Source organism: Trichloromonas sp., from assembly GCF_041583255.1.
Lineage (GTDB): Bacteria > Desulfobacterota > Desulfuromonadia > Desulfuromonadales > Trichloromonadaceae > Trichloromonas.
In genome coordinates, this window is the sequence record NZ_JBFHGD010000090.1 from 1 (window position 1) to 12,708 (window position 12,708).

Here is a 12,708-nt window from a genome sequence, read left to right on the forward strand (position 1 = left end):
GGATGGGATGTCCTTTTTGGCCCCGAAAGGTCGGGATCAGGATCGCTTCGGGCGATTTCCGGTGGCAGGCGCATAAGCCGGCGACGGTCGCGACCGAAACCAGGGGATGGTCGGCCAGGGCCACCAGCACCCCGGTCGATTCGGCGCCCAGCTGCGAAAGGCCGATGCGCAGCGAGCCGGCCATGTCGCTGTCGGCCGCACGGTTCCAGGCCAGGGTGACCGGTGCCCCGGCCAGAACCTCGGCGACGGCCTCCCCGCCCGGCCCGAGCACGATGACGATCTCCTCGATGCCCGACGCCAGCACGGAGGCGACCAGCAGTTCGATGGCGGTCCGTTCAGCGAAGGGGAGCAGCGGCTTGGGGCGTCCCATCCGGCTGGACAAGCCCGCCGCCGGGATCAGTGCCGAAATGCCGAAGGTCATGATGTCTCCGCAAGGCGATGAGTTGGGCCAGAATGCTGACGGCGATCTCTTCCGGGGTTTGGGCGCCGATGGCGAGCCCGGCCGGGGTGGTCACGCGGGAGATCTCCGCCTCCGGGCAGCCGCTGTCCCGCAGATAGGAGAACAGCGCCTCGCGCTTGCGCCGGCTGCCGAGCATGCCGATGTAGGCCGCCGGGGTTTTCAGCGCGGCCTGCACCGCCTGGAAGTCGAGCTGGTGACTGGGGCTGGCAATGACCACGAAGGTGCGGCCGTCGAGCGCCGAGCGGGAAAAAGCCTCTTCCGGCGAACAGCTCAGGTCGGCCGGCGCGAAGCCGGCGACCCGTGCGCTGCCGCTGCCGCCGGTCGGATCGACCAGGGTCGCGGCAAACCCGGCCGGCCGGGCGAACCGGGCCAGGGCCTGGCCGACGTGTCCGGAGCCGAGGATCAACAGCCGCGCGGCTACGGTCAGCGGTTCGAGATAGACCAGCACATGGCCGCCGCAGACCATGCCGTTGTCCTGGTCAAGGCTGAAGGGGAGAGTGCGCGGTGTCCCCTCGGCCAGCACCTGCCGGGCGGCCCGCAGGGTTTCCTCCTCAAGCCGCCCGCCGCCGACGCTGCCGAGCAGGCTGCCGTCGTCGCGCAAAAGCAGCTTGGCGCCCGCCTTGCGCGGCGAGGAACCGCGGCTCTCCACCACCGTCGCCAGCACGCCCGACCTGCCGGCCCGCATCAGCCGCACCAGCTCCTCGAAAAGTTCCAGTTCGTCCAAACCTTCTGCCTCAACCTTTCTGCAGCGCCGCCAACACCCGCTCGGACGTCATCGGCAACTGCCGCAGCCTCGCTCCGGTGGCGGCGAAGACGGCATTGCCCACTGCCGCGGCGACCGGCGGCACCCCCGGCTCACCGACCCCGCTCGGCTTTTCGCTGCTTTCGATGATCTGCACCTCGATCGGCGGCGAATCGTCGATCCGCACCACCGGGTAGCCATCGAAGTTGTCCTGCTGCACCCGGCCGTCCTTCAGGGTGATGGCGCCGAACAGGGCTGCCGAGAGACCGAAAATGATGCCGCTTTCCATCTGGGCCGCAATCGTGTCGGGATTGACGACCCGGCCGCAATCGACGGCGCAGAAGACCCGGTGCACGGTGATGCGCCCCTTGTCATCGACGGATACTTCGGCCGCCTGGGCGACATAGCTGCCGAAGGACTTGTGCACCGCGAGGCCGCGGCCGCGCCCCTTGGCGGGCGGCTGCTGCCAGCCGGCCATGGCCGCCACCCGCTCGAGCACGCCGAGGTGGCGGGGGTGCTTGGTCAGCAACCCCTGGCGGTAGAGGTAGGGATCCTGGCCGGCGGCGTGGGCCAGTTCGTCGATAAAGCTTTCGACCACGAAACCGGTGTGAGAATGGCCGACCGAGCGCCACCACTGGACCGGCACCGTATGAACCGGGCTGTGCAGGTCGACGACCAGGTTGGGAATGGTGTAGGGGAGGTCCATCGCCCCCTCCACCGAGGTGCCGTCGAAGCCGGTTGCCGCAATCGACGCCTCGAAGGGGGTGCCGCGCATGATCGACTGGCCGACGATGCGATGGCGCCAGGCGACCGGTCTGCCGGCGGCGTCGAGCCCCCCATCGAGGCGGCTGTACCAGAGGGGCCGGTACCAGCCCCCCCGGATGTCGTCCTCGCGGGTCCAGATTGTCTTGACCGGCGCCTTGGCCGCCTTGGCCACATGCACCGCCTCAACGACGAAATCGGAGGCCGGGTTGGCCCGCCGGCCGAAACCGCCGCCGAGAAAGGTGGTGTTGAAGGTCACCCGTTCCGGCTTGAGACCGGCCGCCCTGGCCGCCGCGTCGCGGTCGACGGTCTGGAACTGGGAACCGGTCCAGATCTCGCAGGCGTTCGTCCCCAGCTCGACGGTGCAGTTGAGCGGTTCCATGGGCGCATGGGCCAGGTACGGGACCTCGTACTCGGCGGCCAGGGTTTGGGCCGCCTGCTTGAGCGCCGACTCCAGGTCGCCGTCCTGGCGAACCACCGTCCCGGCCTGCCTGCCGAGCTCCCGGTACTCCTGCTGCAGCCCCGCGCTCGACAGCTGCGGCTCGGGGCCGAGATCCCACTCGATCGAAAGGGCCTCACGCCCCAGCTGGGCCGAGTAGAAATCCGCGGCAATGACCGCCACCCCCGAAGGGATTTCGGCGACCGTTTTGACCCCGGAAATTTTCTTCGCCTGGTCGGCCTTGAAGCTTTTGACCTTGCCGCCGAAGACCGGCGGCCGGGCGACCACCGCCACCAGCAGCCCGGGGCGCTGCACATCGATGCCGAAAATGGCCGTGCCGCGGATCTTGGCCGGCGAGTCGAAGCGGGCCAGCGACTGGCCAATGAGGCGGAAATCCTTGGGATCCTTCAGGGTGACGGCGGCAGGAACCGGTTCCCTGGCGGCCGCCGTCGACAGCTTGCCGTAGCCGAGCTTGCGGCCGCTGGCCTGATGGACGACCACGCCCGGTTCGGTGCGGCACTCGCTCACCGGCACTTCCCAGGCCCTGGCGGCAGCGGCAATCAGCATCTGTCGCGCCGCCGCACCGACGGTGCGCAGCTGCTCCCACGACGAGGAGACGCTGGTGCTGCCTCCGGTCACCATCGTCCCGTAAACGGTGTGATTGTAGACCGGCGCCACCGCCGACTGCTGCGGCCGCACCAGCGACCAGTCGGCGTCCAGATCTTCCGCGATCAGCATCGGCATCGACGTCCAGACCCCCTGGCCCATTTCCGACTTGGCGACGGTAATTGTCACCCGGCCGTCCTCATCAATCTTAAGCCAGGCGTTGGGCTGAAGTTCCGGCGGTTCGACGGCGGCGGCGATCGGCGCCCCCGTGAAGGGGATGTAAAAACCGAGCACCAGCCCGCCGCCAACAGCGGCGCTGGCGAGCAGAAATTCCCGGCGGCGCAGTTCGATATCCCTCATGATGACCTCCCCCTGTTCCGTTCGCGGGCAGCGCGGTGGATCGCCCTGCGGATGCGAGGATAGGTGCCGCAGCGGCAGATGTTGCCGGACATCCCGTTGTCGATTTCGGCATCTGTCGGCTTCGGAGTCTGCACCAGCAGAGCCGCCGCGGCCATGACCTGGCCGGGCTGGCAGTACCCGCACTGGGGAACTTCTTCGGCGACCCAGGCGGCCTCCAGCGAGCCCATAAGTTCGCCCGACAGGCCTTCGATGGTCACCACCTTCTTGCCCACCACACTCTTGACCGGGGTGACGCAAGAACGGGTCGCCTCGCCATCGACGTGGACCGTGCAGGCGCCGCACAAAGCCTGTCCGCAGCCGAACTTGGTGCCGACAAGCTGAAGGTGCTCGCGCAGAACCCAGAGCAGGGGGGTATCGGGGGCGACGTCGAGCTGATGGGACTGGCCATTGACATGGATCGTAAGCATTGGACCTCCTGCCTTAGAAGGTTTCGGAAACGTCTGATCGGGTAGCAAGACAAGGTCAAGTCTAGCGACAATTCGGTCGCTTTCAAGGCATCATCAAACACGTGAGGGGACGGCCGTCGGCTGAATCCGATGACCGTCCCCTCGTTGATCGTTCGCGGGCCCCTGCTGTTTTTGTGATGGGCAGCCCCTCGGGCTGCCCATGAAAGCCTACGCCTCTTCTGAGTCCTCATCCACTGGGCTGCTGCCGCGATATTTGAACTGCAGGCCATTCAGAAAATAACGCAAGATCTGATCCTGGCATTCACGGTAGTGCTTATGGTCTGGCTTGCGAAAAAAAGCACTCAGTTCGGGCTTGCTCATGCGCCAATGAACCCGCTCCATAATCGCCAGGATATCCTCGTCTTTCAGGTTCAAGGCGATCTTCAGTTTTCTTAAGATGATGTTGTTGTTCAAGCGCCTCTCGGGTTTTGGTTGTTCCCCTTCTTTTTTGCCCCGCATGTCGTTGATCAGGCCGTTCAGGAAAATCGCGAACTGGGTGTCGCTGCAGCGCTGATAGGCAGGATCCTCCTCTTTTTTCAGCCAATCGCTGACCTGCTCCCGCGTCACCTCGCAATCGGCCTGGCCGAACAGGTTGATCATTTTCGAATCGCTGAAATCGAAGGTATAGCGAAGCCGGCGCAAAATATCGTTATTGTTCACAAGCGTACTCCAATCTAATCGGCAATGGCGTTAGCCCCTTGGCGCGGTCTGGTCGCGCAGCAAGATTAATTTCAGGTATCGGCCCCTTCGGCTGAAACTTTGACCCTTACCCTGTTGTTGGCATCTCGGCTTTGACGAATCAATTCGTCACCGGCAATGGACATCCCTGATTTAGCCATCCTGTCGTAAAGAACGACATTGACCGTTGCCGCCAGGTTCAGACACCCCACGGTTGGCACATAGACGACGGCGTCCGCCCGGTCGATAACCTCCTGGCTGAGGGTGCCGTCTTCGGGGCCGAAGACATACAAAGCCCGATCCGGATGCAAGAACTCGGGCAAAGGGATGGCCCCCTCAACGAGTTCGACACAAACGATCTTCGTCTCTTCGGGAACACTCTCAAGAAGGCAGCTAACCCCGGTTAAAGGGATAGCCTGGCTGGCCCCCCTGGTGTCGGTATTAAACCGCGCGGACAGGGCATAACGTTTGCCCGTATAAAAAACGGAATCGACCCGAAAACAGCCGGCAGCGCGCATCACTGCGCCGACATTTACCGGACTTTGGGGATTAGTTAAGCCGATGCTTACGCTTGCTGGTTTCATCTGACAGTTTACTTTGGTTCGGGTGGAAAGCCCGGGAACACCCGGCCTCATCCAACATGCTGATTTAACGACGGCAAACAGCATAGCACCGATACCTCGGAAGCCAAAAACAAAAACCGCGCCCGCCATTGCATGATTCAATAGCGGGCGCAGCCAACAAGGCAATTCAAACGATGATTCACTGGCAAAAACTCCCGAGATGGCTAAGCAAAAATTCGCCCTACAAGGCCTGGTAGCTTTTCCGGGGGCGAAGGCCTACATCAGGCAGGTCGAGATCCTGAAAAACCACCGTAACGCAGTAGGACGGATTTTTGCGACGCCATCAAACGATAGGGTGCCAAGAGACCATCACGTCTTCAAGGGGAACCGTGGGAGGATTCCCAACCATCTAAAAATAAGGACAAATACACTTATCGTCCAGCCGCTTACCGTTAGATGCCAGCAAATTCATGAGGAAATACTTGTCGATTATTTTTACATTCAACCAGAATGAAATTACGCCCGCCCCTTAAGCTGTTGCAATATTAAGACTTTTTAAAGATGGCCCGATAAGTGCATCATATCGGGAAACAGTAAAAACAGGGTCAACACGCGCTCATTCACAGGGGAGGGAAAAATGAAATACCCATCATTACTGCTTGTCGCTCTGGTCAGCCTGCTTTTGAGTATTCCCTCCGGGGCGAGTGCCACTCGCTACACCATGACTTTTGGTATTAATGCAGAGGTTAAAACAACGCCTTCGGTGTATGTCGAAGGCGGTTATAGAGCGAGAGCGGTAAATTCTGGTGATGGATATAATCATTTCGACTTTCTCGCGAACGCAGATGTAAACCTCGGCATTCACACAACATATAATGCCGAAGAAGTCATCTTTGACCATTTCGGCGTTGGTTTTGATTTGGTGAGTCTGGATATCGAATCATTTTGGGGTGCGGCAGCCATTACCTCATCCACTGGTATCATGCGTACGTTGAGCCGCGTGGAAACCATACTATTTGACAGTGCATGGCAGAACATTACATCCTTTACTATCAAGACGACGAGTCCTCACAGTGGTTTGTCGATAGACAACATAGTTTTTGAAAACCCACCGACCATCCCTACGCCTGAGCCGAGCACACTGCTCCTTCTTGGCGCTGGCCTGATTGGCCTCGCAGGTTACGGTAGACGCCGGATGAGCAAGCAAGTATAAATCATTTCGACATAAAGCTTAATGCTGATCGGAGCGGGCCTCTCAAAAAAAGGGGCCCGCCTTTTTTTGCCAACAGGATTGGGTCTCGAAAGGGAGGATTCACAGGGATATGCAGGATTTCCGACCAACCATTATGGTTTTGACCTTATCCTGACCACTCTGTCTAGCCCGGTTAGAATTTTTTACGATTTTTCCTGATTTACTCATTCACTTGAGTAAAGTGCGTAACTAGATAATCGTTTAAACAAGCCATAAGCCGTTTTCAGTCTTCCAGGGCCATCAGGCAATTTTCCGCTGCATCAATGAGGGATACGGCCTCGCCCGCTTTGACACTATCCGTTCCTTCTCACGCCAAGAAGACCTGCATTGCAGAGCTCAGAACGAGCGGTGCGGGCTCGTCGCGGCGGCACCGTTACTCGAGTGCAATATCAGACAGAACACTTCTTCTCCTTTCGAAAAAAAAGGCGGGGCCGAAGCCCCGCCAAGTGAATCTTTCCCGCCAAATGTCACCACATGGCTGTCGACAGCATCCGACCATCGCTGTCATACCCAGTAAGCCAGAGCCATCCCCCGGTAACGGTAAAATGCTGTCCGGTGCTGGTTACCGGATCAAGCGTAAATGACTTGCTGGTATCCGCAGGCAAAAGCTCCGCCTCAAAAATTGCAGAATTGCCGGCGTTATCATTTATCCCGACATCCAGCCAGTCATTGCTCAGCCCTTCAGGCATGGTCCAGGCAACCGTCGCGGCGCCACCGACGAATGTACGTAGCTCAGCAAGGGTTGGCGTGGTGATGACCGGAAATTTGGCGACCGTTAATTCAGAGGCCAGGTAGGGACGCTTGCCCAAAGTTACGGTATAAGTCGCCACCAGGCCAGAGGCGTCATATAGTTTGGCCGTGTAGACTTCCCCACTCTCCGCGATTTCGTTAATTGCCGCATCAGTCATGGCGTAATGGTTGCCGTTATTTTGTCCCACTATTTCAAAATAGTCGCGCTCTATGTTATTGACCAGTGTGACCCCACCCGCGGGAAGGCCGGCACCGGTAACCACTGCCCGGGTGATATTTCTGCCCCCCCGGTCGTTAATGTCAACCATCAATCCGGTAGTTATCGGGTTTCCAGACTCTGACATGTGATATTCCGCCCGAGGTTCAATCTCAACACCGGCAACGCGCTGGTCACCCTGCATGTACCACGCACCATCCCTTTTGATCATATACCAGGCTTCCGGGGCGTCGGACATTTGCGCACCATGCTGAAACACAGTAAAGCCAACCAGAGCCGTGCTTGTTGCCATCTCCATCGATTTGATGGTTATATTGGTAAAGGATATGCCTACCATGCTCGGATCGGTGGTGATTTCGCTGAGGAAGGAATCACGATCCTGCCCACCCTCCAGAAAAGTCTCGGCATCGAAAAGAGCCAGCAGGGTCGGATTGGTTTCACTGGGAAGGCCCTTAGCAAACAGGTCAGAAAACTTTTTGAATCCGGAACTGATCTTCTGGATGTCGGTGGCAGCGGTTGCAACTCCAGTTGTATCAGTTAGCTCACCGGAGTATGTTCCCGTACTTATGTTAGCGGTCATTTTCTGCTGGGTGACAATGTTGGTAATGGTTGCCACATTTGTAGAGGTGTCTGTGCTGACCCTTAAGATGTCCAAGGCCGCATCAAGTCCAGTATGGTCCGTGCTGAAAGAGGCACGCAACAGATCGATTGATCCGCTGACACCAACAGCCGTCAGAATCGGCGCAAGTTTTGCTGCCAAGGCATCGGATTGTGTCTTCAGCTGAGTGGCTGTAAGGCTGGAAAAATCACCTTTGTCAAAATAGGTCTGGGCTACAGACCCGGCGATATTGGCTACGATCAGGTCGGTCAATGGTGTGATATTGATCGTGCCGCCCACGTCTTCTGCGGTAGCGGCGGAGTAGAGGTGATATTGATTGCCACCAACACGACCATCGGCCCGCACCATGTAGGGGGCGACCAGGTCGGAAACGTCCACGGTGTATTTGCCATCGGCCTCAATAGTCACGGTTTTTGTTTTGGCTACCGGTGCAGTACTGTCTTTGATCGTCACCGTCCCGATGATGGGCGCCCCGGCCGCAGCGGTCCCTGTCAAAGTGGTTGGCACGCTGCCACCGCTACTACTACCGCCCCCACCACCACAGGCGGCCAGAGCCAAGGCAACAACTCCGGCCACCAATCCCACCTTAAGAATCTGCGTTGCCCTAATCCACGGTCTCATTGTCTGTGTCATTCGGCTTCCCCCTTTAATTTTGCTATTTACGCCCATAGAGATCCTCCTACACCCACTAACTCAACTCGCCCTTCGTTTGTTTTTCCCAGCTAGACACCTTATTTGACCAAGCAGGTTGGCGAACGGGATCGCCCCCCTTGTCTCTTCTAATTAATGCCTCACCCACATGGACGGCCAGTCGACTTTGTGTCGACCAAGAAAAACAACTTGTCATCCGACTGTCAACCGGAGTAATATCCATTTAAAATTAGACACTTGTCCTGCCACTTCAAACAGTGAAGAGATATCTCCAATGGGCATAAAAAAATGGGGTAAAGGGGCCCTTTTATTAGCCACCTTTGTCTTCTGGCTGATTTCGTTCCCGATGCAGGGCTTCCTCTTGAGGGTGGGAGGCCACGATGTGCTCCTTGAAGCATTCCTGTTTCCCCATATGCTTGCCCTTTTCTTGACCCCTAAACTCTTTGGCAGGGTCAATTTCACGGTTATTTACAAGACATCTGCCATTGCGACGGCAATTCTTACTCTGCTGTTTCATTTCATTTCAGGACTTGAACCTCTGCTCTTACCGTTGATCGGCCTCGTTTCTGTAGGCGTTTTTCTGGTCGCGCTAGAACTGATCCGACAGTCGCCCCGCCCGATACTTTCCGCCGCGATTGGGCTAGCTGCAGGAAACATTCTCGTAGTCCTCCTGTCCAGAACACCAATAGATTCCGGGTACAAATTTTTCCTGATTGCAATTCCGCTGTTTATCCCCATATTCCTTGACATTTCCCCCAACCCTGCCCCCAGAGAACAGATCCCAGTCGGGCTCCTGTTGTTACTGTTCCTGTTTTACCTGACCGGCGGCCTGCTATATGGCTTCCAAATATCTCTCTACGAAAAAAACGCCATAGTTCCCGGGGGCGAGGTTTTCTTCTATATCACCGCAGCGATCGCGGTCCCTTTGCTGTTTCGCGGCAAGAAGAACCATCTCCTTGCCTACGGTATTTTTTTGGGCGCCATTTCCTTTACCCTGGTGCAAATGAGGCTTCCCCTTGCGATCAACATGGACATGTTCGCCAGCCAGGCGTCCTTCGCCCTCATGGACCTGTTCACAATCTTTTTCGTCATCAGCATCGGGACCCCGTTAGCTTATGGAATCGGTTTTGGCACGGTCTGCCTTGGCATTGGAGCAGGAGACCTGCTCTGCCACTGGACAGGTAGCAACTTGCTACTGCTCGCCGGAGCGGGCAATCTCGCCCTTATTGGTTCCGTCATAGTACTTTTTTGTTTCCGAAAAAAATTTCCGGAACCTGGCGAACGCCAGCCTGACCAGCAAAGCCCAAAGAATGAAACCATGGCGGATTTTGGCAAGCCACAACTCACGGCCATTCTTGAACGGATTTATACGCCCCATCAGAATCAACTCTCGGACCAGGAACTGTCTGTCCTTCTGTCTGTTCTGACAGGCAAGACTTATCGCGAGACTGCTCGTGCACTCAACATCTCTGAATCGTCAGTCAAAACCTACATTAGACGGGTCTGCGAAAAACTCGATGTCACCGGAAAATCGTTGTTACTAGAAAAAATACGGCAAACACACAATCAGTTCACCACGGAGGGGAGAAGTAGCGCACCCAAAGACAGTCTTCCATCATGACTGGGGCGCTAGTTGCCCTGAGCCTTCTGGAGCCCAACTCTGCAGACTTGCAAGCCGCCAACCTCCCGACTCACACAACCTGCTGATTTCACAACGGCAACCCCCATTGCATCGACACCTCGGCTGCAAAACAATAACAGCACCCGCTATTGCACTTAGAAGGGTGGGCGCTGCCAGCATGCCTATTCAAGCAACACATTTTCATTCTTATGTGTAGCCGTACGCCCTTCCTTTAACGCCCCCTCCCCGGACTTTTCCTTAGCCGAACCGGGTAAAATCCCCAAATGAAGGTAAAATAAGGCTATTGACTTTCTCGAACACCGTCCTTCTGGCAGCAGGAGGATCAAAGGAACGGCTCTGCCATGATTAAAGCCATCCTGAAAAGACTTTATTTTTTTCTTTTGCTGACGGTTTTCCTCGGAGGCTGCGCCGGCAACCGGAGCCCCTATGAAGAGCACCTTCAGCGCCGGAATTATGATCAGGCCGTTGCGGAGTATTTCAAAGCGACCCAGAAAAATCCCGAGAGTCACGAGTACAGGATGAAACTTCAGGAAGCCAAGCGGATGGCGGCCTTGGTTCATCTCGAGAAAGGACGGCGTTTCGCCGAGGAGGAGAACTATGTCGAGGCCATTACCGAATTCCAGCTCGCCTCGGTTCTCGATGCCACCCTTGAAAAGGCCGCGTTCGAAAGGAAAAAAGCAGGGGAACAATTACAGGCGGAAGAACTGGTCAGCGATGCCAACCTTTTTTATCAGGACGGCCGCTACGTTCAAGCCAAGCAGGCTCTTTCACAGGCACTGAATCTTGCACCGCAGAACAAGAAGGTTCTGGATTTGACCGAAAAGATCAAGCGTCGGAGAACCATTGTCGACGGTTATGACCTCGATGTGGCCTCCCATGAACCGATCACCCTGAAATTCAAAGACACCCAGATACGCCAGGTTTTCGATATCCTTTCGGAGCTTTCCGAGATCAATTTCATTTTTGACGAAAATATCCGACAGAAGCAGATCACCGTATTTCTCGAAAAGGTTTCCTTTGCCCAAGCGCTGGAGATGGTGCTGAATCTCCATAATCTGGGGAAAAAGGTGCTCAACTCGAAGACCATTCTCGTTTTTGAAAAAAAAGGCGAAAAAGACAAACAACTGACGGATCACATCATTCAGATCTTTTATCTTTCCAACATCGACGCAAAAAAGATGGTCAATCTTCTGCGCACCATGCTCCTGTTGCGCAAAATCTCTGTTCACGAAGACCGAAATGCCCTGATTATTCGAGATAATCCAGATGTCATTCGGCTGGCTCAACAGATTATCGAGGCCGCCGACCGGCCCGACTCCGAGGTGGTGTTCGATCTGGAGCTGATCGAGGTTGGGCACACAGATGACTTTAACATCGGCTTGTTACTGAGTGATTACAGTATCAGCGCCGGGCTTGCCCAAAAGGGCGACGATTCGATCGTAACCGGGACCATGGCACCGGACGGATCGACGAAGCGGCTGACGACGAACCTCAGCGGCCTTCAAACATTTTACACCCTGCCTAACGCTACTTTCAGTTTCGCCAAGAATTTGAGCGATTCGGAAATATTAGCCAGTCCGAAAATCCGGGTAAAAAACAATGCGAAAGCCAAAGTTCACGTCGGGACCCGTGAGCCGGTGATAACCGTGACGGTCAACGGCGACAGCCTTTCCGACAATGTTCAATATGTGGATGTCGGGGTCAAGTTGAATGTGGAACCGATCATTCAGTTGGATGATTCAGTGGTTACCATTCTGGGGCTTGAGGTCAGCAGCGTATCCAATCGAACCACGACGGAACGGGGCACGCAAGTCCTTACCATCACCACCACCAACGCCGAATCGTCCCTGACCCTCAAGGATGGTCAACAGACGGTCATCGGCGGCCTGATTCGTGATGAGTACATCAAGAGCAAAGTCACTATTCCTTTTATTGGAAGACTTCCCCTTATCGGCGACCTGTTCAGCAGTAATGTCAGCAAGAAGACAAAGAGGGAGATTCTCCTCTCCATCACGCCCCATATCGTCAAAAACATCGACATTCCCCGGTCCAATGTAGCCACCATCTGGTCTGGCGGCGAGGAAGATCTGAGATCCGGACCGAAGTTCGGCTCCTTTGCCCCATCCTTTGTTCCCGAACTCGACATGGTACCACCTGCCGCAGCCCCCAGCCTGGTCGAATCCAGGCAGTACGAATTTGAACCGGAAGAGCCTGCCCCGGCAGAACCGATTTCGGCAGAACCGACCTCGTATCAGCCGGACCTCGACCAGCCGAACCTCGACCAGCCGAACCTCGACCAGCCGAACCTCGACCAGCCGGACCTCGACCAGCCGGACCTCGATCAGCCGGACCTCGATCAGCCGGACCTCGATCAGCCGAACCTCGACCAGCCGGACCTCGACCAGCCGGACCTCGATCAGCCGGACCTCGATCAGCCGAACCTCGACCAGCCGGACCTCGA

At 56.8% G+C, this 12,708-nt stretch carries 11 protein-coding genes; 3 read left to right on the forward strand and 8 right to left on the reverse strand.

All coding sequences use genetic code 11. From position 1 onward, the window contains the following. From ABYV89_RS08905 to ABYV89_RS08930, 6 genes are all read right to left on the reverse strand, one after another. The coding region (locus ABYV89_RS08905) for a nucleotidyltransferase family protein (RefSeq protein ID WP_432822601.1) at nt 1-421 on the reverse strand (421 nt) is incomplete at its 3' end. Further along, nucleotides 336-1,184 (reverse strand): XdhC family protein, encoded by an 849-nt coding sequence (locus ABYV89_RS08910; RefSeq protein ID WP_432822602.1) that lies wholly within the window; start codon nt 1,182-1,184, stop codon nt 336-338. The genes ABYV89_RS08910 and ABYV89_RS08905, both read right to left, overlap by 86 nt. A 10-nt stretch (nt 1,185-1,194) precedes the next feature. Then, entirely contained in the window at nt 1,195-3,369 is a 2,175-nt protein-coding gene (locus ABYV89_RS08915) for a molybdopterin cofactor-binding domain-containing protein (RefSeq protein WP_432822603.1), read from the reverse strand. Beyond that, entirely contained in the window at nt 3,366-3,836 is a 471-nt protein-coding gene (locus tag ABYV89_RS08920) for a (2Fe-2S)-binding protein (RefSeq protein ID WP_432822604.1), read from the reverse strand. Before ABYV89_RS08920 ends, ABYV89_RS08915 begins: the two co-directional genes overlap by 4 nt. Before the next feature lie 207 nt (nt 3,837-4,043). Then, on the reverse strand, nt 4,044-4,535 hold the full coding sequence (locus ABYV89_RS08925) for a DUF1456 family protein (protein WP_432822605.1): 492 nt from the start codon (nt 4,533-4,535) through the stop codon (nt 4,044-4,046). Nucleotides 4,536-4,606: 71 nt separating this feature from the next. Further along, nucleotides 4,607-5,137, reverse strand: coding sequence for an RNA methyltransferase (locus ABYV89_RS08930; protein ID WP_432822611.1), 531 nt, complete (start codon nt 5,135-5,137; stop codon nt 4,607-4,609). Nucleotides 5,138-5,753: 616 nt separating this feature from the next. Here ABYV89_RS08930 and ABYV89_RS08935 point away from each other — a divergent pair. Further along, complete coding sequence (locus tag ABYV89_RS08935) at nt 5,754-6,329, forward strand: PEP-CTERM sorting domain-containing protein (protein ID WP_432822606.1); 576 nt, start codon at nt 5,754-5,756, stop codon at nt 6,327-6,329. Between the two features lie 506 nt (nt 6,330-6,835). On the opposite strand, the gene ABYV89_RS08940 is transcribed toward ABYV89_RS08935, so the two are convergent. Next, nucleotides 6,836-8,530, reverse strand: coding sequence for a hypothetical protein (locus ABYV89_RS08940; protein WP_432822607.1), 1,695 nt, complete (start codon nt 8,528-8,530; stop codon nt 6,836-6,838). Nucleotides 8,531-8,879: 349 nt separating this feature from the next. Between ABYV89_RS08940 and ABYV89_RS08945 the strand changes: the two genes are divergently transcribed. Further along, the gene (locus ABYV89_RS08945) at nt 8,880-10,226 is read left to right on the forward strand and encodes a helix-turn-helix domain-containing protein (RefSeq protein ID WP_432822608.1); all 1,347 of its coding nucleotides are present in this window, start codon (nt 8,880-8,882) and stop codon (nt 10,224-10,226) included. Nucleotides 10,227-10,408: 182 nt separating this feature from the next. Here ABYV89_RS08945 and ABYV89_RS08950 read toward each other — a convergent pair whose 3' ends face one another. After that, a complete protein-coding gene (locus ABYV89_RS08950; RefSeq protein ID WP_432822609.1) occupies nt 10,409-10,756 on the reverse strand; it encodes a hypothetical protein in 348 nt (115 codons plus the stop codon). Between the two features lie 9 nt (nt 10,757-10,765). On the opposite strand from ABYV89_RS08950, the gene ABYV89_RS08955 reads away from it, so the two are divergent. After that, a partial coding sequence (locus tag ABYV89_RS08955) for a secretin N-terminal domain-containing protein (RefSeq protein ID WP_432822610.1) occupies nt 10,766-12,708 on the forward strand: 1,943 nt, incomplete at its 3' end.